Source organism: Micromonospora sp. NBC_00860 (genome assembly GCF_045207375.1).
GTDB lineage: Bacteria > Actinomycetota > Actinomycetes > Mycobacteriales > Micromonosporaceae > Micromonospora > Micromonospora vinacea.
Map to the genome: position 1 here is coordinate 4,691,458 of NZ_CP108825.1, position 22,227 is coordinate 4,713,684.

The 22,227-nt window shown below is 71.8% G+C and carries 22 protein-coding genes and 3 tRNA genes; 8 read left to right on the forward strand and 17 right to left on the reverse strand.

Translation table 11 applies throughout. The annotated features are described in order from the left end of the window. Positions 1-2: 2 nt before the first annotated feature. The 4 genes from OH804_RS21445 to leuC form a co-directional block, all read right to left on the reverse strand. Positions 3-1,955, reverse strand: coding sequence for an endonuclease/exonuclease/phosphatase family protein (locus OH804_RS21445; RefSeq protein WP_406059097.1), 1,953 nt, complete (start codon positions 1,953-1,955; stop codon positions 3-5). 162 nt (positions 1,956-2,117) lie between these two features. Next, complete coding sequence (locus tag OH804_RS21450) at positions 2,118-2,801, reverse strand: HU family DNA-binding protein (RefSeq protein WP_196921482.1); 684 nt, start codon at positions 2,799-2,801, stop codon at positions 2,118-2,120. A 172-nt stretch (positions 2,802-2,973) separates the two neighbouring features. Further along, complete coding sequence (leuD, locus tag OH804_RS21455) at positions 2,974-3,561, reverse strand: 3-isopropylmalate dehydratase small subunit (protein WP_196921481.1); 588 nt, start codon at positions 3,559-3,561, stop codon at positions 2,974-2,976. Positions 3,562-3,575: 14 nt separating this feature from the next. Further along, positions 3,576-5,021 carry a 3-isopropylmalate dehydratase large subunit gene (leuC, locus tag OH804_RS21460; protein WP_196921480.1) on the reverse strand — a complete coding sequence of 482 codons (1,446 nt, stop codon included), beginning with the start codon at positions 5,019-5,021 and terminating at the stop codon, positions 3,576-3,578. A 49-nt stretch (positions 5,022-5,070) separates the two neighbouring features. Between leuC and OH804_RS21465 the strand changes: the two genes are divergently transcribed. Then, positions 5,071-5,757: an IclR family transcriptional regulator gene (locus OH804_RS21465; protein WP_007456408.1), complete on the forward strand. Its 687-nt coding sequence runs from the start codon at positions 5,071-5,073 to the stop codon at positions 5,755-5,757. A gap of 155 nt (positions 5,758-5,912) precedes the next feature. Here OH804_RS21465 and OH804_RS21470 read toward each other — a convergent pair. The 4 genes from OH804_RS21470 to OH804_RS21485 form a co-directional block, all read right to left on the reverse strand. After that, a tRNA-Glu gene (locus OH804_RS21470) sits at positions 5,913-5,985 on the reverse strand. A gap of 187 nt (positions 5,986-6,172) precedes the next feature. Next, positions 6,173-6,245: transfer RNA gene (locus OH804_RS21475), tRNA-Glu, on the reverse strand. 134 nt (positions 6,246-6,379) lie between these two features. Beyond that, positions 6,380-6,451 (reverse strand) — tRNA-Gln (locus tag OH804_RS21480). A 108-nt stretch (positions 6,452-6,559) separates the two neighbouring features. After that, complete coding sequence (locus OH804_RS21485) at positions 6,560-7,363, reverse strand: fumarylacetoacetate hydrolase family protein (protein WP_196921479.1); 804 nt, start codon at positions 7,361-7,363, stop codon at positions 6,560-6,562. Between the two features lie 174 nt (positions 7,364-7,537). On the opposite strand from OH804_RS21485, the gene OH804_RS21490 reads away from it, so the two are divergent. Then, positions 7,538-8,998 (forward strand): hypothetical protein, encoded by a 1,461-nt coding sequence (locus OH804_RS21490; protein WP_406059100.1) that lies wholly within the window; start codon positions 7,538-7,540, stop codon positions 8,996-8,998. A 35-nt stretch (positions 8,999-9,033) separates the two neighbouring features. Continuing rightward, on the forward strand, positions 9,034-9,900 hold the full coding sequence (locus OH804_RS21495) for a 3-methyladenine DNA glycosylase (protein WP_406059102.1): 867 nt from the start codon (positions 9,034-9,036) through the stop codon (positions 9,898-9,900). 64 nt (positions 9,901-9,964) lie between these two features. Here OH804_RS21495 and arfB read toward each other — a convergent pair whose 3' ends face one another. The 7 genes from arfB to OH804_RS21530 all read right to left on the reverse strand — a co-directional run bounded on the left by arfB (position 9,965) and on the right by OH804_RS21530 (position 15,545). Further along, on the reverse strand, positions 9,965-10,390 hold the full coding sequence (gene arfB, locus OH804_RS21500; protein ID WP_196921476.1) for an alternative ribosome rescue aminoacyl-tRNA hydrolase ArfB: 426 nt from the start codon (positions 10,388-10,390) through the stop codon (positions 9,965-9,967). A gap of 34 nt (positions 10,391-10,424) precedes the next feature. Then, on the reverse strand, positions 10,425-10,721 hold the full coding sequence (locus tag OH804_RS21505; protein WP_406059104.1) for a hypothetical protein: 297 nt from the start codon (positions 10,719-10,721) through the stop codon (positions 10,425-10,427). A gap of 98 nt (positions 10,722-10,819) precedes the next feature. Next, on the reverse strand, positions 10,820-11,689 hold the full coding sequence (locus OH804_RS21510) for a S1C family serine protease (RefSeq protein WP_196921474.1): 870 nt from the start codon (positions 11,687-11,689) through the stop codon (positions 10,820-10,822). Between the two features lie 38 nt (positions 11,690-11,727). Further along, positions 11,728-12,687: a VWA domain-containing protein gene (locus OH804_RS21515; protein ID WP_196921473.1), complete on the reverse strand. Its 960-nt coding sequence runs from the start codon at positions 12,685-12,687 to the stop codon at positions 11,728-11,730. Further along, a complete protein-coding gene (locus OH804_RS21520) occupies positions 12,684-13,697 on the reverse strand; it encodes a DUF58 domain-containing protein (protein WP_406059107.1) in 1,014 nt (337 codons plus the stop codon). Before OH804_RS21520 ends, OH804_RS21515 begins: the two co-directional genes overlap by 4 nt. Beyond that, positions 13,694-14,743 (reverse strand): AAA family ATPase, encoded by a 1,050-nt coding sequence (locus OH804_RS21525; protein ID WP_406059108.1) that lies wholly within the window; start codon positions 14,741-14,743, stop codon positions 13,694-13,696. The genes OH804_RS21520 and OH804_RS21525 overlap by 4 nt, the downstream gene beginning before the upstream one ends. 292 nt (positions 14,744-15,035) lie before the next feature. After that, positions 15,036-15,545: a hypothetical protein gene (locus tag OH804_RS21530; protein ID WP_196921470.1), complete on the reverse strand. Its 510-nt coding sequence runs from the start codon at positions 15,543-15,545 to the stop codon at positions 15,036-15,038. A 341-nt stretch (positions 15,546-15,886) separates the two neighbouring features. On the opposite strand from OH804_RS21530, the gene OH804_RS21535 reads away from it, so the two are divergent. Next, positions 15,887-16,870, forward strand: a complete 984-nt coding sequence (locus tag OH804_RS21535) for an endonuclease/exonuclease/phosphatase family protein (RefSeq protein WP_406066613.1) — start codon at positions 15,887-15,889, stop codon at positions 16,868-16,870. A gap of 143 nt (positions 16,871-17,013) precedes the next feature. Here the strand turns inward: OH804_RS21535 and cimA are convergent, their stop codons facing one another. Beyond that, positions 17,014-18,597 carry a citramalate synthase gene (cimA, locus tag OH804_RS21540; protein ID WP_196921468.1) on the reverse strand — a complete coding sequence of 528 codons (1,584 nt, stop codon included), beginning with the start codon at positions 18,595-18,597 and terminating at the stop codon, positions 17,014-17,016. Between the two features lie 315 nt (positions 18,598-18,912). On the opposite strand from cimA, the gene OH804_RS21545 reads away from it, so the two are divergent. From OH804_RS21545 to OH804_RS21560, 4 genes are all read left to right on the forward strand, one after another. Further along, on the forward strand, positions 18,913-19,110 hold the full coding sequence (locus tag OH804_RS21545) for a hypothetical protein (RefSeq protein WP_196921467.1): 198 nt from the start codon (positions 18,913-18,915) through the stop codon (positions 19,108-19,110). 2 nt (positions 19,111-19,112) lie between these two features. Then, complete coding sequence (locus OH804_RS21550) at positions 19,113-19,643, forward strand: carboxymuconolactone decarboxylase family protein (protein WP_406059111.1); 531 nt, start codon at positions 19,113-19,115, stop codon at positions 19,641-19,643. 83 nt (positions 19,644-19,726) lie between these two features. Next, positions 19,727-20,185 carry a PRC-barrel domain containing protein gene (locus tag OH804_RS21555; RefSeq protein WP_196921465.1) on the forward strand — a complete coding sequence of 153 codons (459 nt, stop codon included), beginning with the start codon at positions 19,727-19,729 and terminating at the stop codon, positions 20,183-20,185. A 19-nt stretch (positions 20,186-20,204) separates the two neighbouring features. Beyond that, positions 20,205-21,011, forward strand: coding sequence for a tyrosine-protein phosphatase (locus OH804_RS21560; RefSeq protein ID WP_196921464.1), 807 nt, complete (start codon positions 20,205-20,207; stop codon positions 21,009-21,011). A 50-nt stretch (positions 21,012-21,061) separates the two neighbouring features. Here OH804_RS21560 and OH804_RS21565 read toward each other — a convergent pair whose 3' ends face one another. Continuing rightward, positions 21,062-22,159, reverse strand: coding sequence for a branched-chain amino acid aminotransferase (locus OH804_RS21565; RefSeq protein WP_406059113.1), 1,098 nt, complete (start codon positions 22,157-22,159; stop codon positions 21,062-21,064). Positions 22,160-22,227 lie beyond the last annotated feature (68 nt).

Below are 22,227 nucleotides of genomic sequence, written 5' to 3' on the forward strand. Positions count from 1 at the left end.
CGTCAGCGGGGCGGCAGGGTCACTGTGACCGCGACCGGCAGGTGGTCGCTGGCCGTGCTGCGCGGCGCGACCGGATCGCCGGGGGTCAGGCCGGGCGAGACGAAGATGTGGTCGATCTGCTGGCGCGGGTCGTCCGCCGGGCTGGTCGCCAGCGGTCGGGCGGCCGCCAACGCGTCGACCAGGCCGGCGTCGGTGAACTCCGCGAACGCCTCGTCGCCCGGCTCGGTGTTCAGGTCACCCGCCACCACCAACGGCCGACCGGCCGCGTACCGGGTGGCGAAGTCGGCGACCGCGCGGGCCTGGACCACCGGACCCTTGCCGGGCGGCGGTTGCAGATGGGTGCTGACCACTGCGGTACGGACACCGTCGCCGAGGTCCAGTGTCACGGCGAGGGCCTGCGCCCCGGTGGGCGCGCCGACGGCGGCCAGCGGCAGGGTCCGCGGATCGCGTACCGGCCAACGGCTGAGCACCGCGTCACCCCAGACGGGATCGGCGGCCGGCCCGAAGACGTACGGCATACCGAGCCGGTCGGCCAACAGGTCCAGGGTGTCGTGCCCGCCGTTGAGCAGCCAGGCCCGGTCCACCTCGCTGAGCAGCACCACGTCGGGCCGTTGCCGCTCGACGACCTCGGCGAGGCCGGTCAGGTCGAACCGGCCGTCCAGCCCGAACCCCATCCGGATGTTGTACGCCACCACTGTCAACCGTTCCGGCGGGCCGTCCCGGTTGCTGGCCACCGGCACCTCGTCGGCGAGCACCGGTGCCAGCAGGGCCAGCGCGGTGACCGCGGCGGCTGCCCGGAGCGGCGGAAACGGCCCGGGAAGCCGGTGGACGACGGGACGGGCGGTGAACGCCACGGCGGCGATCAGCACGGCCACCACCACCGGCACCACCGCGTTGGGGTAGCCGAGATCGTAGGCCGAGTAGTACCCGACGGCCCCCAGCGCGAAGACGAGCATGCCGGCGGTGACCGCGTACCCCCGCCGGGAGGCACTGGTGCCGGCGCTCGCGGTGTCGCTGTCCGAGTGGTTGCCGTCGTCGGTCAGGGCCAGGCAGGCGCCGAGGCCCACCGCGGCGAGCAGGACGGCGGGCAGGAGCAGGTCGCCCCGGTCGCTGGCGAACAGCACCGCGCCAGCGATAAGTGCCACCGGGCCGTACGCTCGGCCCCATCCGCGAGGCGGCCGGGTCAACGCGACGCCCAGGAACCCGGCGACCGCCACCGGCACCGGTGCCAGGCCGAACAGCGGCGACCGAGCCACCCCGTCCCCGGCGACCAGGTACGACATCCCGGTCCGGGCCAGTGCCGGTGACAGCGCCACCATTCCGGCCAGCAGCAGCGCCGGCCCGGCCAACAGCCAGGCCCGACCACCACCAGGGCCGGCAGGGGCGTCAGCGGGGCCCACAGGGGCGTCAGCGGGGCCAGCGAGGGCGTTACCCGCACCGCCGCGCCGGCCGGATCGCGCCGTGCCGGCCAGGAACACCGCCACCGCGACGGCGCTGAGCAGCCACGCCACCCAGTCACCCCGCCAGACCAGGTCGACGGTGTCCAGCACCGCGTGCACTGCCGCGTTGACAGCCAACCCCAACGCCAACCCCGGGACCGGGCGGTCGGTGTCGGCGGCGACGCCGACCAGCCAGACCAGCCCGGCGAGCAGACCGGCGGTGGCCAGCCAGAGCTGCGTACGTCCGCCGGGGGCGGCGGTGAGCGTGAGCCGTGCGACGGCGAGCGCGACAGCGGCGACGACAGTGACCGGGCGGGCTCCGACCCGGCGGACCACGGCGGGTGCGCCCATCGCGAGCACGAACCAGCCGAGGGCGAACGCCCCCATCAGCTCGGCCGGGGTGGACGCCGCCTGACCGAAGATGGTGATGATGCCGGGTAGCCAGACCCGCAGCACGTCGATGAGGAGGAGCACACCCAGCGCGAGCGTGCCGGTGGTGACCTGGCGGTAGCGCACCGGCGCCCCATTTCCCGTCGGCGTGCCGGCGGAGGGGTGGCCGGCACGGCGATTCTGCGCGAGCACGGCAACCCGGTCAACGGTTCCCGTACGCCGAGAGACCGTTCCGGTACGCCGCAAGGGCGCCCACCCACTGGTGGACGCCCTTGCGGTACGGGTCGGTCAGCGCTTGCTGGCCGCCTTCTTGGCCGGAGCCTTCTTCGCCGGCGCCTTCTTGGCCGCCGTGCTCTTGCTCGCCGCCGCGGTGGTCTTCTTCGCCGCGGTCGACCGGGTCGCGGCGGTGGTCTTCTTCGCCGCGGTGGTCTTCTTGCTGGCGGCCGTCTTGGTCGCCGTGGTGCTCTTGCTCGCCTTGGCCGGGGCGGTCTTCTTGCTGGCGGCCGTCTTGGTCGCCGTGGCGGTCTTGCTCGCCTTGGCCGGGGCGGTCTTCTTGCTGGCCGCCTTCGCCGTGGTCGCCTTGGTGCCCGCCGCCTTCGCGGTGGCCGCCTTGGTGCCGGTCGCCTTCGTGCCCGCCGCCTTGGCCGTGGCGGTGCTGGTGGTGGCCTTCTTCGTCGCCACCGTGGCCTTCGGCACCTTGCCGCTGGCCACCATTTCCTTGAACCCGGCGCCGGGGCGGAAGGTCGGGACTGACGTCTTCTTGACCTTCACCGCCTCGCCGGTACGCGGGTTGCGCGCTGTTCGCGCGCCACGCACACGCTTTTCGAATGCTCCGAATCCGGTGATCGCCACCTTCTCGCCCTTGGTGACCGCCGCCTGGACCTCGGTGAGGACCGCGTCGAGCGCGGCCGTCGCCATCTTCCGGTCCCCCAGGCGAACGGCGAGCGCCTCGATGAGCTCGGCCTTGTTCACGACTTCCTCCCGATTGTGCAACTGACTCGTCGCGAGCCATTCTGCGCGCACGGTATGCCCTGTGCTGCCGGGACACAAACATTCGGTAGAAAAAAGCCCTTGTGTCGTAACGGATTCACCCCCACCGGATGGCCCGATGGGGGTGAAATCCGCTGTGCGAGCGGCCTAACGGCTATGCCACGGAGGGCAGGAACGGCAGTCTGCGCGCCTCGTAGGAGTCGATGTCGGCGGCGTGGCGGAGGGTGAGTCCAATGTCGTCGAGGCCCTCCAGGAGGCGCCAACGGCTGAAGTCGTCCAGCGGGAACGACCAGCTCGCGTCCCCCGCCCGCAGTTGGCGGGCGGTCAGGTCGACGGTCACCGGAGTCGTCGGATCCGCCTCGATCAGGTCCCACAACTCTTCGACGGCTTTCAATTCCAACTCGACCGGCAACAGACCTTCCTTGAGGGCGTTGCCGCGGAAGATGTCACCGAAGCGCGGGGCCACCACCGCGCGGAAGCCCCAGTCCCGTAGCGCCCAGACGGCGTGCTCCCGGGAGGAGCCGGTGCCGAACTCCGGGCCGGCGATGAGGATCGACGCCCCGGAATAGTTTTCATCGTTGAGCACGAATGCCGGATCTTCCCGCCAGGCGCTGAACAGCCCGTCGGCGAAGCCCGTCCGGGTCACCCGCTTGAGGTACACGGCGGGGATGATCTGATCGGTGTCCACGTTGGACCGGCGCAGCGGCACGGCGGTGCCGGTGTGGGTGGTGAACTTGTCCATCTCGTCGGTCCCTTCTACAGGTCGGCGGGGGCGGCCAGCCGGCCGACCACGGCGGTGGCGGCGGCCACCGGCGGCGAGACCAGGTGGGTACGCCCACCCCGGCCCTGACGGCCCTCGAAGTTGCGGTTCGAGGTGGAGGCGGAGCGCTCGCCCGGCTTCAGCGTGTCGGGGTTCATCCCCAGACACATGGAGCAGCCGGCGAACCGCCACTCCGCCCCAGCGTCGGCGAAGACCTTGTCCAGCCCTTCGGCCTCGGCGGCCTCGCGCACGGCGGCGGAGCCGGGCACCACGAGCATCCGGACACCGTCGGCGACCCGGTGGCCCCGCAACACGTCCGCAGCGGCCCGCAGGTCCTCCAGGCGGCCGTTGGTGCAGGACCCCACGAAGACCACGTCGATGGGCAACTCCCGCAGCGGGGTGCCGGGGCGCAGGTCCATGTACTCCAGGGCCCGGCGGGCGGCGGTGCGCTCCGAGTCGGTGGTGAACTCCTCCGGGTCCGGCACCGGGGCGCTCAGCGGGGCGCCCTGCCCGGGGTTGGTGCCCCAGGTGACGAACGGGGTGATCCGGCTGGCGTCCAGGGTCACCTCGGCGTCGAAGCGCGCGCCCTCGTCGGTGGGCAGCGTCCGCCACCACGCCACCGCCGCGTCCCAGTCCGCGCCCTGCGGCGCGTTCGGTCGACCCTTGAGGTACGCGAAGGTGGTCTCGTCCGGCGCGATCATGCCGGCCTTGGCGCCCCACTCGATGGACATGTTGGCGATGGTCATCCGCCCCTCCATGGAGAGGGCGCGGATCGCCTCGCCGCGGTACTCGACGATGTGCCCGCGACCGCCACCCGTGCCGACCTGAGTGATCAGCGCGAGCACCAGGTCCTTGGCGGTCACGCCGGGCGCGAGGCGGCCGGTGACGTTCACGGCCATCGTCTTCGGCCGGCTCTGCGGCAGCGTCTGGGTGGCCAGTACGTGCTCCACCTCGCTGGTGCCGATGCCGAAGGCGAGAGCGCCGAAGGCGCCGTGGGTGGCGGTGTGCGAGTCGCCACAGACGATCGTCAGGCCCGGCTGGGTGAGACCGAGCTGCGGGCCGATCACGTGCACGATGCCCTGGTTGTCGTCGCCGAGCGGGTGCAGCCGCACCCCGAACTCGGCGCAGTTGCGGCGCAACGTCTCGATCTGCGTACGCGACGTGGGGTCCGCGATGGTGAGCAGGTCACCACGGCGGAGGCGGAACGCCGGGTCGGCGTACCCGGTCGGGGTGTTGTGGTCCTCGGTCGCGAGGGTCAGGTCGGTACGACGCACCCGGCGCCCGGCGAGCCGCAGCCCGTCGAACGCCTGCGGGCTGGTCACCTCGTGCAGCAGGTGCAGGTCGATGAAGAGCAGGTCCGGCTCACCGGCGGCGGACCGTACGACGTGCGCGTCCCAGACCTTCTCGGCCAGGGTCCTCGGCTCAGGAGTGACTCCCACCATCTGGACATCCTAAATTCTGGGAGGTAAGTTTCGGCTTGTGGGACACAGTATGAGCGGTGTCGGCGTTCTCGACAAGGCGGTGGTCATCCTGGCCGCCTGCGTGGACGGCGCCAGCCTGGCCGAACTCGTCGAACGCACCAAGCTGCCCCGGGCCACAGCACATCGCCTGGCCCAGGCCCTGGAGATCCACCGAATGCTGGTGCGGGACACCCAGGGCAGATGGCGGCCCGGCCCCCGCCTGGGCGAGCTGGCCAACGCCGCACCGGACGTTCTGCTGACCGCCGCCGAGCCACTGCTGGCCGCGCTGCGCGACGCCACCGGTGAGAGCGCCCAGCTCTACCTGCGCCGCGCGGACGAGCGGATCTGCGTGGCGGCGGCGGAACGCGCCAGCGGTCTACGGGACACAGTTCCGGTCGGTTCGGTGCTGCCGATGACTGCCGGCTCCGCGGCCCAGATCCTGCTCGCCTGGGAGCCGCCCGAGGCGGTGATGCCGCTGCTGCCGCGCAGCAAGTTCACCGGCCGCACCCTCGCCGAGGTACGCCGTCGCGGCTGGGCGCAGAGCGTCGCCGAGCGGGAGGCCGGTGTGGCGAGCGTCTCCGCCCCGATCCGTGACCGCACCGGCCGGGTCATCGCCTCGGTCAGCATCTCCGGCCCGATCGAGCGCCTGGGCCGCCGCCCCGGCGAACGCCACGCCATGGCCGTAGTAAGAGCCGGCCAACGCCTATCCGGCCTCTAACCCCGCCCCCGGTCCCCCCTGCCCGCTTTCCCCGGTTGATCATGAGGTTAACGACAGCGACATCGGCGTGTCGTGACCGCTAACCTCATGATCAACGGGGGGTGGGTGGGCAACGAGAAAGGCTCATCTCGCTTGGCGAGATGAGCCTTTGGTTGTAGCCCCGACCGGATTCGAACCGGCGCTACCGCCTTGAGAGGGCGGCGTCCTGGGCCGCTAGACGACGGGGCCAGAACTTTTCCGTTCACCACCCTCGCGGGCGGTGCGACTGTAGTCTAGCGGCACCGTACCCGGGCACGAGCGCGGGGTGCGCCGTCGCCCGAGGGCCCGGCAGCAGACCGGAACGACCCCGGCGGCGGACCCGGGACGCGGACACGAAACAGCCCGCCTCACCAGGTGAGACGGGCTGTACACGATGTAGCCCCGACCGGATTCGAACCGGCGCTACCGCCTTGAGAGGGCGGCGTCCTGGGCCGCTAGACGACGGGGCCAGAACAACTTTTGCTCCCCCACCTCAGCGGCGGAGGAGCTGCACTCTACCGAAGACCGCCCTCCGCCCCCGAAGGGGCGGAGTCGAACTCCGTCAGAATCCAGCGTCTGGAAATTCTCGCGAATTCCCGCAGCGCTGGGGTACCAGGACTCGAACCTAGACTAACTGAACCAGAATCAGTCGGGCTGCCAATTACCCCATACCCCATTGGCCCCTTGCGGCGCCGGGAGTGAACTTTACCCTCCCGGTGCCGGCAGGCCAAATCCGATCCCCCCGAACCACCAGTGAGCTGCGGAAACAGGGGCATCAGACGGATCAGGCGACGGGAACCACCGGGTTGGTGAGCTCGCCGATGCCGTCGATCCGCACGGTGACCGTATCCCCCTCGACAAGCTGGCTAACCCCGGCCGGAGTGCCGGTGAGAACGACGTCGCCGGGCAGCAGGGTCATCACGTGCGAGATGTACGACACCAGACCCGGCACGTCGAAGACCATGTCCTTCGTCCGGCCGAGTTGGCGTACCTCCATCTCCTCCGGGTTGCGACCCACCTCACAGCGGATCTCCAGGTCGGAGACGTCCAGCCCGGTGGTGATCCACGGGCCGATCGGGCAGAACGAGTCGAAGCCCTTGGCCCGGGTCCACTGCCCGTCCGAACGCTGGAGGTCCCGAGCGGTGACGTCGTTGGCGCAGGTGTAGCCGAAGATGGCGCGTTCGGCGGCGGCCCGGTCGGCGCGGCGCGCACCCGGCGCCCCGATCACGACCGCCAGCTCCGCCTCGTGCTCGACCTGCTTCGAGAAGATCGGCAGTCGGATGGCGTCCCGGGGACCGATCACCGAGGTGGACGGCTTGAGGAACAGCAGCGGCTCCCTCGGCACCTCGTTGCCGAGCTCAGCGGCGTGGTCGGCGTAGTTGCGACCGACGCAGACGACCTTGCTGGGCAGGATCGGCGAGAGCAGCCGGACGTCGGAGAGGGCCCAGCGGGCCCCACTGAAGGAGAGGTTGCCGAACGGGTGGCCCTCGATCTCGGCGATGGTCAGGCCCTGCGGCCCGGCCTCCGGTTCGCCTTCGACGGCACCGAACGACATTCCCTTGGCATGGGCAAAACGAGCGATACGCACCCGGCCAATCTAGCCCCGCCGGCGCCCCAACCGGCCAGGACCGGCGGTCCGGTGTGCTCAACCCGTCACCGCGCGGCACCCTACCGGAGCTGGAGGTGACCGGGGCGGACTTCTCGACTTCGTACCCGCACGGAGGCGACTCGCCCCTAGCGTCGGCTCCGGAGGTTCGTTCGTATGCCTGCATCGACACGACACCACAGAGCCCTCGCAGTGTTCGTGCACTGCCTCGGCATCCTCGCCGCCGTGCCGGCCCTGCCGACGGCGGCTCCGGAGGCGGCGGCCGCGCCACGACCACCGGCCGCCACGCCACGACCACCGGCCGCCACGCCACGACCAACGGCCGCCGCACCAGGGCCACCGGCCGCCACAGCAGCACCAGCGGCCACCCGGCCGCCGGTGGCGATGGTCGCTCGGGTGACCGAGCCCACCCCGCCCTCGGCGCCGCCGGCGATCGCACCGCCTTCCCGGGCACCGGCGTCGGCGCCCCCGCAACAGGTCACGGTGGCGGTCGCGACGGAGAGCAGCCCGGCACCGAGGTACCGGATCCAGGTGCGCAACGTGAGCAACTCGCCGCTGGAGACCACAGTGCGTCAGGAACTGCCGCCCGGTTCGTCGACGACGGCGATCAGCGGTGGTGGCCGGTCCACCCCGGCCGGCGGATCGGCCACCGAGGTGACCTGGCGGTTGCGACTGCCCGCGCACAGCACCACCACGCTGGGCACCGCGCTCACCGCTACCGCGCCGGGCCGCCCGCTGACCGCGCCGACCTGTGCGTTCACCAGTGACGGCAGCCGGCCGTACGACTGCGCCACGGCCACCTGGCAGGCGGCAGCGGCACCAGCGGCCGAGGTGACCGAGGCGCCGCCGTGGCGCCGCTACCCGGTGCTGCTCGCCGGACTGGCGGCCCTGCTGCTGATCAGCGCCGCCCTGGTGTGGGTGTGGCGACGTCGGCGCGGGCGTCGGGTGACGGCTGCCGCACTCGCCACCGGCGGCGGAGCCGAGCGTGGCCCCGGAGCCGAGGGTGGCCGCGGGACGATCTATCCCCGACCGGCGGCCCCGAGCCCGGTGCGGCGTCGGCGTACCCCGCCGGTCTGGATGTTGGTGGGCGCCGCCGTCGTGGTGCTGGCCGGTGTGGTCGGCACCGCGGGTTGGACGGCGACCCGGCAGGTCGCGGCGATCGACACGCAGAAGCAACCCACCAGCGGCGCGTGGAGGGGCACGGGGGTCACCGGGTCGCTGGGCGTGCCGTTGCGCGAGTCGGCGTTCGAGTTCACCGTGTACAGGATGACCTGCGGCGCGCCCGGCACCGCAAGGAAGGCCGACGGCGGCGGTGCCGCACCGGCCAACGGCCGACGCTGCGAGGCCACCGTTGGCGTGCGCAACGTCACCGGCGACCACCAGCCCTGGCACAGCGAGCTGCAACGGGCGTACCTGCCGGGCGGCCGCTGGGTGAGCACCGACGAGTCGGCCACCCGGACGGCGAACCTGGGCCGGGACGTCTTCGCCGACCCGATGGCGGCGGGCACCCGGATGGTGCTCCCGCTGGTCTTCACAGTCGACGGGCGGGACCCGCCCCGGCAGTTGGAGCTGCGCAGCGGAGTGTTCTCCGCCGGAGTCCGGGTGCAGATGCCCTGACCGGTGTGCGGGGCGGCGGTCGTACCCTGGGGTGCGTGACCGCCGCCCTTGCCCCCGCCGTGCTCGACGCGACGCAGTGGCAGGCCCGCCGGCGGGCCCACGAGGAGCGGGTGGACGTCTGGCTGACCCCGCACCTGGCCCGGCGACGACGCGGTGAGCGGCATCCGGTGGCCGACTTCCTGTTCACCTACTACTCGCACCGCCCGGCCCAGCTGCGTCGCTGGCATCCGGGGCCGGGGGTCGAGCTGCGGGACGCCGATCCGGCCGAGTTCGGCCGCGACTACCGCGCCTGCACCGCAGGGGTCACCCTCGACACCGATGGGGTACGCGCCCGGCGCGGCGAGTCGATCGCCTGGATCCGCTCCCTGCTGGCGGCGACGCGGGGACGGGCGCCGCACTTCGGCTGCTTCGGGATGCACGAGTGGGCGATGGTCTACCGGCAGACCCGGGAGGAGCTGCGGCACAACGCCTGGCCGCTGCGGCTGAGCGCGGAGCGCACCGCCGAGGTCGTCGAGGAGCGGGGCGTGCGGTGCAGCCACTTCGACGCGTTCCGGTTCTTCACCCCGCCGGCCCGCCCGTTGAACCTGCTCACCCCGACCCGGGAGACGCAGCACGCGCACGAGCAGCCGGGCTGCCTGCACGCCAACATGGATCTGTACAAGTGGGCGTACAAGTTGTCGCCGTTGGTCTCCTCGGAGCTGGTGGCCGATGCCTTCGACCTGGCCCGGGACATCCGCACGCTGGACATGCGGGCCAGCCCGTACGACCTGGCGGCACTCGGCTACCCGCCAGTGCGTGTGGAGACTCCGGACGGCCGGGCGGAGTACGCGGCGGCGCAGCGCGGGTTCGCCGAGCGGGCCGCGGTGCTGCGCGACCGGCTGCTCGCCGCCGTCCCGGACTAGTCGCCGTCCCGGGCTGGTCGTCGTCCCGGGCTGGTCGTCGTCCCGGGCTGGTCGTCGTCCCGGATCAGTCGTCGTCGGCGCGGCGGTCCCGTTTGCGCTGGGACTGGCGTTTCTTCTCGGCGAGCCGGCGTTCCTTGGCCCCACGGGACGGGCGGGTCGCCCGGCGGGCCGGCGGTGGTGGTGCCGCGGCCTCTCGCAGCAGGGCGGTCATCCGGGCCCGGGCCGCCTCCCGGTTGGCAAGCTGGGCCCGGTGTTCGCTGGCGGCGATCGTCAGCACCCCGTCGACCAGGCGGTTGGCCAGCCGGGCCAGCGCCCGCGGCCGCAGCCAATCGGGCACCGCTGGGGAGTTGGCCACGTCGTAGCTCAGCTCGACCCGGGAGTCCGCGGTGTTGACCCCCTGCCCGCCCGGCCCTGACGAGCGGGAGAAGCGCTCCCGTAGCTCTCCGGCGGGGACGACCCACCGGTCGGTCACCCGCAGTCCGTCGTCCACGCCCCGAGGCTAACCCGCGACGACCCGCCGGGGGCTATCGGTGCGGAGGCTCACTCTGCGTCGGCAACTGGCTGGGCGCCGGCCCGGCGGTCTCGTCGTCGGAGCCGACGGCCGCGTACGCCACGGCGCCGAAGAGCAGCACCCCGATCACCGCGGCCTTCACGGCGACGCCGCGGATCAGGGACCAGGCGCCCCGGCGGGCGCCTGGCACCGATTTCTTGACGGTCTGGTAATCGTTCCACCCGCGTCGTGCCCGGGCGTACGCCGACCCCACTGCACATCCGATGACCAGGCCCACCAGCAGGAGGACCGTGAGAAGAGGACGCTCCACCTCCGCCAGTATCCATACCGAGCGTAATATTTCCATGCTCCGATGCTGTCCGGCCGGATATCTGACAGTGGCAGCCCCGGTCAGGGCGTTCGGGCAGCTCAGCCGCCCTTGCCGATGATGGTGTCGGCGGTCTGCTGCACCTGGTCGATGGGGATGGCGAACCCGATGCCGATCGAGCCGTTTCCGTCGATGGTGGCGATGGCGGTGTTCACCCCGACCACCTCCCCGCGAGCGTTGACCAGTGGCCCACCGGAGTTGCCGGGGTTGATGGACGCGTCGGTCTGCACCGCGCTGTGCCGGTTGTTGCCGAGCCGTACCTCCCGGTCGAGCGCGCTGACGATGCCCGCGGTGACCGTTCCGGCCAGACCGAGCGGCGAACCGACCGCGAGCACCGGCTCACCGACCCGGGTCGCACCCGGCTTGGCCAGGGGCAGCGGGGTGAGACCGGCCGATGCCGGCACCTTCAGCACCGCCAGGTCGCTGCGCGGCTCCCGTCCGACCACCTCGGCGGCGAACCGGCGGCCGTCGGGCAGTTCCACTGTCACCGGCCCGCCACCCCCCTTGGCCAGGATGTGGTCGTTGGTGATGAGGTGCTGCTGGTCGTCGACGGCGAAGCCGGAGCCGGTCGCTGACCCGCTGGTCGCGGACCCGCTGGTCGCGCCGCCGGCCAGCACCGACACCACCCCGGGTACGGTCCGCTCGGCCGCCGTGACCAGTTCGGCCGGCACCGGGGCGGCGGACGCGGCGGCCGGGCCACCAACCCCGTCCCGGCTGGCCACCACGCCACCGGCGAGGGCACCGGAGACGGCCGAGACCGCCACCACCGCCAGCACGGCGAGCAGCCGCCCGGGCCGTCGCCCGCCCGGGTCGCGCTCGGGCGCGTCCCACCACCCGCGCCCGTCCGGGTCGAGTTCCGGCGAGATGAACCAGGGACCGCGCGGTTCGCCCAGTCCGGTCTGCACTGCCATGCGTACTCCTCACTGTCGACGTCGGTTGTGCGCGGCGGTCAGGGCAGTCGGGAGAACCAGCGCATCGAGCCGGCGGCGGCGCCCATCGCGAACACCAGTCCGAGGCCGATGAACCGGGCCGAGACGTCCTGCCGCTCCGTGCGGTAACCGACCGAGCTACCGATGTCTTCGTAGACGGCCCGCAGTTCGTCGGTGGTGCTGGCCTCGTGGAACATGCCGCCGGTCTCCTCGGCGACCGCCTTGAGGGTCTGTCCGTCCACCGGCACCTGGATGGGCCGCCCACCGCGGTCGACGAACCCGGACGGTGTGCCGAACGAGATCGAGTGCACCGGCACCTCTGCCTTCACCGCTTCCGCGGCCGCCTCCATCGGGTCCATCCCGGAGGTGTTGGCGCCGTCGGAGAGCAGGATGACCCGGGCGGGTGGGGTCTCCTTCGCGGCTTCGCTGTCCAGGCTCTTGACCGCGCCGAGTGAGGTGTTGATGGCCTCGCCGATCGCGGTGCCCTGGACGCCGGTGATGCCCTCGGCGAGCCGGTCGATCCCCTCGTCGAGGGCGCCCCGGTCGGTGCCTGGGGGCACCAGCACGGCGGCGCTGCCGGCGAACGCGACGAGACCCACGTTGAACTCGTCGGGCAGGCCCTCGACGAAGCGCCGGGCGGCCTCCTTCGCCGCGGCCAACCGGTCCGGTTCGACGTCGGTGGCGAGCATCGACGTGGAGACGTCCACCGCCACCATCACGGTGGCCCGTTCCCTGGGCACCCGGACCTCGGCGCTCGGGCGGGCGAAGCCGACCACGAGCAGCGCCAGCATGGCCAGGAAGAGCCCGGCCGGTACGTGCCGACGCCAGGCTGGCCGCTGCGGCGCCACCCGGTCCAGCAGTCGCAGGTTGGTGAAGCGGACCGCGTACCGGCTGCGCCGCCGCTGCATCACCAGGTACGCGACGACCAGGGCGAGCACGCCGAGCAGCAGCCAGAGTCGCAGCGGCGACTGCCAGATCACGCGGCACCTCCCCGGGGCTGGCCGACCGGCGCGGCGGCCAACCGACGTTGGGCGTGCACGTGCCGGACGATGTCGGCGCTCCAGTCCCCGTCGGTGCGCAGCGGCAGGTGGGTGGCCCCACTGCGTCGCAACGCCTGGTGGACCTGTTCGCGCTGGGCGGCGGCGGCCTCCGCGTACCGCTCGCGCAGCCCACGGTCCGATGTGCACACCTCGCGGTGCCGGCCGGTCTCCGGGTCGACGAGCGTGATCAGGCCGACGTCCGGCAGTTCCAGCTCACGCGGGTCGGTCACCTCGATCGCCAGCACCTGGTGTCGGACGGCCAGCCGGCGCATGGTCCGCTCCCAGGGCGCGGTCAGGCCGGGGTCGTCGGGCAGTCCGTCGAGGAAGTCGGAGACCACCACGACCAGCCCACGCCGGTTGGCGATCCGGTGCAGCGCGTCGAGCCCGTCGGCCAGATCGGGCGGTCGGGCCGCCGGCTCACGCCCCGGCCGGTCGGTGGGCGCGGTGGCCCGCGGGGCGGCGAGCAGCGCGCGGAGCAGTGCGAGCAGATGGGTACGACCGCTGCGGGCCGGGAAGCGGCGTACCCCGTCGGCGCGCAGCACCTGGGCGCCGAGGCGGTTGCCGACGCCCGCGGTCAGGAAACCGACCGCCGCGACGGCGGCCACCGCCAGTTCCCGTTTGTCCAGCTCGGCGGTGCCGAACTCCATGCTGGCGCTGCCGTCGACGAGCAGCCAGGTGGTCAGTTCCCGGTCGGCGTCGACCTGCCGGACGTGTGGCACCGCGGTCCGGGCCGTCACCGCCCAGTCCATCCGGCGGACCTCGTCCTCGCCCGGCCTGTACTCGCGACTGCCGGACGGTTCACTGCCGGGGCCGGGCAGCAGGCCGCGGTACTGGCCGTGCAGGAGACCGTTCAGTCGACGGGTGACGGTCAGCTCCAGGCGGCGCAGGCGCTGGTCCGGGGCCAGCTCGGCCAGGCCGGGGTCGGCGGGCGCGGTGGTGGCGCGTCTCATGCCGCCGCCAGATCCGGTGTCTGCTGCGGGTGTCCGGTGGCCAGCCGGGGCGGCGGCACCGCCTCGACGAGCCGTCGCACCACGCTCTCGGCCGACACCCCGTCGGCCACCGCGTCGAAGGAGAGCACCAGCCGGTGGGCGAGCACGTCGACGGCCAGCTCACGGACGTCCTCGGGCAGCACGTACTCCCGCCCCCGCAGCAGGGCCTGTGCCCGGGCGGCCGCGACCAGGCCCAGGGTGGCCCGGGGGCTGGCCCCGTACGCCAACAGTGGGGCGATCTCCGGCAGCCCGAACCGGCCCGGGTCGCGGGTGGCGAGGATCAGCCGCACCACGTACTCGGCCAGCGCGTGGTGGACGAAGACCCGCTCGGCGTGGAGCTGGAGGTCCCGCAGCCGTTGCGCGTCGAGCACCGGGCGCGGGGTCGGCCGGTCGGTGCTCATCCGGTAGAGGATGGCCAGTTCGTCGGCGTCGCTGGGATAGTCGACCACCACCTTCATCAGGAACCGGTCGCGCTGCGCCTCCGGGAGCTGGTAGACCCCCTCGGACTCGATCGGGTTCTGGGTGGCCAGCACCAGGAACGGCTCCGGGACCGGCCAGCTGCGCCCGCCGATCGAGACCTGCCGTTCGGCCATCGCCTCCAGCAGCGCCGACTGGACCTTGGCTGGGGCCCGGTTGATCTCGTCGGCCAGCACCAGGTTGGCCATGATCGGACCCAGCTCGATGTCGAAGGTCTCCTTCGACGCCCGGTAGATCCGGGTGCCGACGATGTCGGAGGGCACCAGGTCCGGGGTGAACTGGATCCGGGAGAAGGTGCCGCCGACCACTGTCGCGAGGGTCTGCGCGGCCAGTGTCTTGGCCACGCCGGGTACCCCCTCCAGGAGGCAGTGTCCGTTGGCGACCAGGGCGGTGAGCAGGCGTTCGACGAGGCGATCCTGCCCGACGATCACGCGTTTGACCTCGAAGAGGGTCTGTTCCAGCTCGATGCCGGTCGGCTCCGGATCGACCGGGCTGGGCATGCTGGCCAGGGTGTCCGAGATGTCCGTCACGGTGCTTGCTTCCCTGGCACACGCTCGGCAAACGTCGGATTGTGCGGGCCGGACCGGCCCGGAGTGGCCGGAATGGGGATGAGTCGCGCGGAAGGGTGACGACCGTCGCGAGTCTGTCGAGGAGCACTCAAGTGTCAAGCGACCGGCCAGTGAGCGCTCGACCGGCACGAACCGCTCGAGGAGGCACGACCCCTCGTGGACCGTCGACCCGGCCGGGCAACCCGCGCCGGGCGGACAGGGTCCGGCCCCCGCGCCGGAGGCGACGGGGGCCGGGTGTCAGGTGTCGGTTCGGTCAGGGTGTGTGGGTGAGCAGTGTGAAGCCCAGGTTGGCCGGGGTCCCGAAGGAGTTGCGGGTCTGCACGAAGACCGCGTTGGGTGTCAGGATCCGCGGGGCGACCGAGACCTCGCCACCGGGCGGGATGCAGCAGGAGCCGGACAGGGAGAGGGTGGCCAGGAAGGCGCCGGCCGAGACGGTGTGGCCGAAGATCACCTCGTACTCCCCGACGCCGTACTTGACCACGGTGCCGCCGCCGCGCGCTTTGGTGCCGTTGGAGTTGACGACGGTGAAGACGTTGGTGGCCACCAGTGGGGTGGCCGCACCCGCCTTCAGCGCGGCTTTCGCGATGCGCGCCGACTCGGCGCTGACCGGCGGCTGGGCGTTCGTGCCGCGTGCCGCCGGCTGGACCGCTTCCTGCGGCGCTTTCGCCGACGGCTGGGCGATGGCGATGCCCCCACCGGCGAGACTGAGCCCCAGGACAGCGAACGTGACCGCCGCCACCTTACGTCGGAAGGATGTGCTCATGACAGGTCCCCCTTGTGTGACCGTGCGAATTCGGCCGACCCGCGGGGCGGGACGGATGACTGCCCATAAATAGGCGTACGACGACGGTTGGGCGGGGTAAAGCTGTCTCGCTCACACCCGAAGAGATTGGTTTCTCAACAATCTGCATCCCCTCTGAGCTGCGGATACTACTCAGAGTTGCGTCGTTTAAGCCAGATGGAACGTAGCACCGGAAAAAGCCGCCAGTCAATAGTTGATCTCGCTTTTCCGGAGTGTCAACCAGCCGTCATATAATTGTGAAATGTGAGCGCACCACCATTCATGAAATGGCTTCGCCGGGCCCGACTAGGATCATTCTCGTGATCATCGACGCTCCGCCCGCCCGCCGGAACGCTCGGCTCGGCACGGTGCTCTGCTGGCTTTCCGTCGTACCCACCGCCCTCTGGGCAGTGGCCCGACTGCTCGGCCTGGACCGGGGACCGTTGGTGCAGGCGTTCGCCTTCACGCCGTACGTCGCGGGGGCCAGCGTGCTGGTCCTGGCGCTCGCGCTCGCCCTGCGGCGCTGGTGGCCGGCGGCGCTCGCGGCCCTGGCGGCGGTGGCGTTGCTCGGCACCGTCACACCTCGGGCGCTGGCGAGCCCGCAGCCGACGGCGGCCGGGCCGACAGTGCGGCTGCTCACCGCCAATCTGCTCGCCGGCGCCGGTGACGCGGAAAGGCTTGTGGAGTTGGTCCGCCGACACCAGGTGGACGTGCTCACCGTGCAGGAGTTCACCCCGGACGCGCAGGCCGCACTGGATCGGCTCGGCCTGGACACGCTGCTGCCGCACCGGCAGCTCAACGCGGAGGTCGGCACCGCCGGCTCCGGGCTCTACTCACGGTGGCCGCTCACCGACGTCGGCGTCCGACGCAACCTTGAGGGGTGGGGCTTCAGCCAGGCGTACGCGACGGTGTCCGTCCCCGGCGGGCCCCCGGTCCGCGTCGAGTCGGCCCACCCCTCGGCGCCGTACGCGCTGGACCAGGTGGGCGCGTGGCGTGCCGACCTGACCGCCCAACCACCGGCCACCCCGGACGGTGGCCTGCGGATCCTCGCCGGAGACTTCAACGCGACCCTCGACCACAGTCCACTGCGGGCCCTGCTGCGCAGTGGTTACGTCGACGCCGCCGATGCCACCGGGCAGGGCCTGACCGGCACCTGGGGTCCGTACGACGGCGACCTCATCCCACCCGTCACCATCGACCACGTCCTGGTCGACCACCGCATAGCGGTCCACTCGGTGAAGGTGCTGAACCTCCCCGGCAGCGACCACCGCCCGGTCCAAGCCACCCTCACCCTCCCCACCCCCTGACCACTCACCACCCCACCCCCGCCCCCACCCCGTCGATCTTGCACTTACTGTCCCGACATCAGCGACATAAGCCGCATCCCGTCGACACAAAGTGCAAGATCGCGAGGGTGGGGTGGGCAGGGGGGGGAAGGGAGGGGGTGGGGTTAGACGGAGGCGGGGGCCAGGCCGTAGGTGAGGGCGTCCACCAGGGCGTGCCAGCTGGCCTCGACGACGTTGGGGTGGACGCCGACGGTGGTCCAGTCCCGACCGCTGCCGTCGGAGGTTTCCAGCAGCACCCGGGTGACCGCGCCGGTGCCGTGGCTGCCCTCCAGGATGCGCACCTTGTAGTCGGCCAACTCGAAGTCACGCAGCTGCGGATAGTGCCGCGTCAGCCCCACCCGCAGCGCCTCGTCGAGGGCGTTGACCGGGCCGTTGCCCTCGGCGGTGGCGATCACCCGCTCACCGCGAACCCGAATCTTGACGGTCGCCTCGGAGACCACCGCGCCGTCCTCGCGGTGCTCGACCAACACCCGGTACGACTCCAGGGTGAACGGTCGAGCGGGGCTGCCCTCCGGCAGCTCGGAGCGGACCAGCAACTCGAAGGAGGCATCGGCCGCCTCGAAGGACCAGCCCCCCGCCTCCAACTCCTTGACCCGCTTGGTGACCCGGGTCAGGGCTTCCGGGCTGCCGGCCAGGTCCAGGCCGAGCTCACGACTCTTGAGCTCGACGCTGGCCCGACCGGCCATCTCGGTGACCAGGATCCGCATGTCGTTGCCCACCACCGACGGGTCCACGTGGTTGTAGAGCAACGGGTCGACCTTGATCGCGCTCGCGTGCAACCCCGCCTTGTGGGCGAAGGCAGCGGCCCCGGCGTACGCCTGGTGGGTGTCGGGGGCGATGTTGGCGATCTCGGCGATGGCGTGCGAGACCCGCACCATCTGCGCCAGGCAGCCCTCCGGTAGGACGGGCATGCCGAGCTTGAGTTGGAGGTTGGCGACGACAGCGAAGATGTCGGCGTTGCCCGGGCGTTCGCCGTACCCGTTGGCGGTGCCCTGCACGTGGCGGACGCCCGCCTCCACCGCGGCGATCGTGTTGGCCACCGCGCAGGCGGTGTCGTTCTGGGCGTGCATACCGAGCAGCGCGGCGTCGATCCCCAGCCGGTCGGTCAGGTCGCGGATCACTGCGGTCACCTGGGACGGCAGCATGCCGCCGTTGGTGTCGCAGAGCACCATCCGCTCGGCGCCGGCGGCGAGCGCGGTCTGCACCACTGCCGCGCCGTACGCGGGGTCGTGCCGGTAGCCGTCGAAGAAGTGTTCGCCGTCGACGAAGACCCGTCGGCCCTCGCGGACGAGATGGTTGACGGTGTCGTGGATCATCGCGAGGTTCTCCGCGCCGGTGGTGCGCAGCGCGCGCTCGACATGCCGGGTGTCGGCCTTGGCGACCAGGGCCACCGCCGGCGTCTGCGCATCCAGCAGGGCGCGCACCTGGGGGTCGTCCGCGACCGGAACCCCGGCCTTGCGGGTGGCGCCGAACGCGACGAGTACGGCGTGCCGCAGGTCCAGTTCGGTGCGGGCGCGGCGGAAGAACTCGGTGTCCTTGGGTACCGCGCCCGGCCAGCCGCCCTCGATGAAGCCGACGCCGAACTCGTCGAGCAGTCGGGCCACTGCCAGCTTGTCGACCACCGAGTAGGTGAGCCCCTCGCGCTGGGCGCCGTCGCGCAACGTGGTGTCGAAGACCTGGAACGTCATCAGGATCCTTTCTCGGAGCAACAAAAAGACCTCCCGCGGATGCGGGAGGTCTGCGCGCTCGGCAGAGGGGAGAGCCGGCGCGCTAGGTCGCAATAATCAGGGCGGTGCTGGTCACGGTGGCTACTCTGCCACCCCTCCCCTGTTTTGGGAGAAACAATCCACATAGCGGGATGGTGACGGAGAGTTCGTTCGCACCGGGCCGCCGCTCGTGATCGGCTTCACAAGCCAACGGGCCACTCATTGGCGGAAACTGCCGTGCGGAAGCATCTGGAACGGATCCGATGACGGCCACCGCGCCGTCTGCAAGGAGGACCTGTGCTCACCGTCAGTGACCGCTTACCTGAGCACGGACTCGCCGCCTGCGTATCGCTGGGCGCCAACAACGCGTCCAAGACGATCAACCACACGTCCCACGAGGGCACGTGGTGTGTGGTCTTCGTCGGGCCGATGGACTTCACCTCCATCAGCCCGACGAAGATCGCCGACGAGACCCTCTGCGCCGCCGGGGTCTGACCATGGGCCTGGACGCGATCACGGCAGCCCTGCCGGAGTACGCCACTGACATCAGGCTCAACCTGGGCTCCACCATCGGCACCTCGGCGTTGACCCCGGCGCAGAGCTGGGGCACCGCGCTGGCCTGTGCGGTGACCGCCCGCAACCCGGTGGTGCTGCGGGAGATCGCGGCCGAGGCTCTCGGGCACCTCGGGCCGGAGGGTGTCGAGGCGGCCAAGGGCGCTGCGGCGATCATGGCGATGAACAACATCTACTACCGGGCCAAGCACCTGATCGGCGACGAGCAGTACGCCTCGATGCCGGCCCGACTGCGGATGCAGATCATCGCGAGGCCGGGGGTGGACAAGGGCGACTTCGAGCTCTGGTGCCTCGCCGTGTCGGCCATCGCCGGCTGCGGGGTGTGCCTGGAGTTGCACGAGAAGAAGCTGCGCGGCATCGGCTTCACCCGGGAGCAGCTGCACGAGGCTCTGCGGATCTCCGCAGTGGTGCACGCCGCGGCGGTCACCCTGGACGCCGAGGCCGCACTGGCCTGAGCCGGTCGCCGTTTCCGGCCCCCGACGGCCGGGTAGCTCCTGCGGAGACATGAGTTGATCGGTGACAGTCAGGAGTGAACGGCATGGACAGGATCGATCCGCACGCCACCCACGCCGGGCCGGACCCGCTGCGCGGCGGCGACCAGGGCGCGGTGCCCGGCGGCGCGCCGGCCGGCACGTTCGACCCCTGGCGCTACCGTGACCAGGCCGGCGTGGCCGACGCCGACCTGGTCGGCTACAAGGTCGAGGCCACCGATGGCGGCATCGGCAAGATCGACAGCGCCAGTCACGAGGTGGGCGGCAGCTATCTGGTCGTGGACACCGGGCCCTGGATCTTCGGCAAGAAGGTGATGTTGCCGGCCGGCACCGTCAACCAGGTCGACCACGACCAGCGCACCGTCTCCGTCGACCGGACGCGGGACCAGATCAAGGCCGCCCCCGAGTACGACGAGGCCAGCCACAGCGACCCGAGCTACCGGGATCAGCTGGGTGGCTACTACGACGAGACGTACGGCGCGCTCCCACCCGGCACCGCACGGTGACTGTTCGGCCCGACGGCCGGTGGGACGCTGTCCCACCGGCCGTTACCGTGTGAGCGTGGACGTCACCGAGAACGACCCCCAGCTCTCGCTTCCTGCCACCTTCAACTTCCGCGACGTCGGTGGCTACGTCGGCCACGACGACCGACCCGTACGCCGAGGCCGGCTCTACCGCTCCGACTCGCTGCACCGCCTCACCGAGCAGGACCGGGACGCGTTCGCCGCGATCGGGATCCGCACCGTCATCGACCTGCGCCGCCCCACCGAGGTGGAGCGGGACGGCCGGGTGCCGGCGTACCAGGGACTGACCTACCGGCACATCCACCCGGAGCACGCCGACTGGGCGGGTACGCCGCACGAGGAGGGCGCGAGCCTGGCCCGGTACCTCGCGGACCGGTACGCCGACCTGGCCCAGACCGGCACCGCCGGGCTGGCCGAGGCGGTCGGGCTGATCGCCGACTCCACCAACGCCCCGGCGGTGGTGCACTGTGTCGCCGGCAAGGACCGCACCGGCATCGTCTGCGCGCTGACCCTCGCCGTGCTCGGCGTCGACGACGCGGACATCACCGCTGACTACGCGTTGAGCAGTGCGGCGTCGGCCCGGTACAGCGCCTGGCTGGCCTCCGTCACCCCGGGCGGGGTGGACGTGCCGGCGCCGTTCCTGAGCTCACCCGCCGAGGCGATGCAGATCTTCCTCGACGAGCTGCGCGCGGGGCACGGCTCGGTCGAGGCGTACCTGCGTCACGCCGGGGTGACCGACGAGCAGCTCGCCGCGCTCCGTGACCACCTGCTCGACGAGCCCGCCCAGGAGCAGCCCACCGACGCGTAGGCCGACCGCGGCGGCCCGTCCGGGTGGGCGGGCCGGCGCGGTGACTGAGGTCAGAAGACCCGCTGCACCCAGCCGTGCGGGTCGGCCGCCTTGCCCCGCTGGATGTCGACCAGCTGCTGACGCAGGGCCATGGTGACCCGGCCGGGTTCGCCACCACCGATCAGGAACTCGCCGTCCGGGAAGCGGACCCCACCGATCGGGGTGACCACCGCTGCGGTGCCGCAGGCGAACACCTCACGGAGGCGACCGCTGGCGGCGTCGGCCTGCCAGTCGGCGAAGCTGACCGGCCGCTCCTCGACCTGGTGCCCGGCCGCGCCGGCCAGCGTGAGGACGGCGTCGCGGGTGATGCCCGGCAGGATCGTGCCGGTCAACGGTGGGGTGACCACAGTGCCGTCGTCGTAGACGAAGAAGACGTTCATGCCGCCCAGTTCGTCGACGAAGCGACGCTCCACCGCGTCCAGGAAGACCACCTGGTCACAGCCGGCCTCGATGGCCTCCGCCTGGGCCGCCAGCGACGCGGCGTAGTTGCCGCCGCACTTGGCGGCGCCGGTGCCACCGGGCGCGGCCCGGGTGTAGTCCGGGGAGACCCAGACGGTGACCGGCTTGACGCCACCGGTGAAGTACGCCCCGACCGGTGAGGCGATCACCATGTAGAGGTACTCGTTGGCCGGGCGGACGCCGAGGAAGACCTCGCTGGCGAACATGAACGGCCGCAGGTAGAGGCTGCCGTCCTCGCCGGTGGGGATCCACTCCCGGTCGATCTCGATGAGCTTGTGCAGCGAGTCGACGAACACCTCCGGCGGCAGCACCGGCATCGCCATCCGCTGCGCGGAGGTGGCGAAGCGGGCGGCGTTGGCGTCCGGCCGGAACATCGTCACGCCACCGTCGGACGTGCGGTACGCCTTGAGCCCCTCGAAGATCTCCTGCGCGTAGTGCAGCACCGCGCTGGCCGGGTCCATCGGGATCGGGCCTCGCGCCTCCACCCGTGCGTCGTACCAGCCCTTCCCGTCGGCGTAGCGGACGGTGACCATGTGGTCGGTGAAGACGCGGCCGAAACCGGGGTTGGCCATCAGGGCGGCCCGGTCGGCAGCGGATACCGGCGCGGCATTCGGACGGATCTCGAAGTCGAGCTTGTCACCACCGCTCATCGCGCGGACCTCCCTGCGGAACAACGGCATGCGGGACCGCACACCGACATGGCTGTGCCAGAAACTTA

Bases quoted from the DNA above. Each gene is read 5' to 3' on its own strand.
- leuD (WP_196921481.1), bottom strand. From the start codon at position 3,561: ATGGACAAGTTCACCACCCACACCGGCACCGCCGTGCCGCTGCGCCGG.
- leuC (WP_196921480.1), bottom strand. From the start codon at position 5,021: ATGGTGGGAGTCACTCCTGAGCCGAGGACCCTGGCCGAGAAGGTCTGG.
- OH804_RS21465 (WP_007456408.1), top strand. From the start codon at position 5,071: ATGAGCGGTGTCGGCGTTCTCGACAAGGCGGTGGTCATCCTGGCCGCC.
- OH804_RS21490 (WP_406059100.1), top strand. From the start codon at position 7,538: ATGCCTGCATCGACACGACACCACAGAGCCCTCGCAGTGTTCGTGCAC.
- OH804_RS21510 (WP_196921474.1), bottom strand. From the start codon at position 11,689: ATGGCAGTGCAGACCGGACTGGGCGAACCGCGCGGTCCCTGGTTCATC.
- OH804_RS21520 (WP_406059107.1), bottom strand. From the start codon at position 13,697: ATGAGACGCGCCACCACCGCGCCCGCCGACCCCGGCCTGGCCGAGCTG.
- OH804_RS21530 (WP_196921470.1), bottom strand. From the start codon at position 15,545: ATGAGCACATCCTTCCGACGTAAGGTGGCGGCGGTCACGTTCGCTGTC.
- cimA (WP_196921468.1), bottom strand. From the start codon at position 18,597: ATGACGTTCCAGGTCTTCGACACCACGTTGCGCGACGGCGCCCAGCGC.
- OH804_RS21550 (WP_406059111.1), top strand. From the start codon at position 19,113: ATGGGCCTGGACGCGATCACGGCAGCCCTGCCGGAGTACGCCACTGAC.
- OH804_RS21555 (WP_196921465.1), top strand. From the start codon at position 19,727: ATGGACAGGATCGATCCGCACGCCACCCACGCCGGGCCGGACCCGCTG.
- OH804_RS21565 (WP_406059113.1), bottom strand. From the start codon at position 22,159: ATGAGCGGTGGTGACAAGCTCGACTTCGAGATCCGTCCGAATGCCGCG.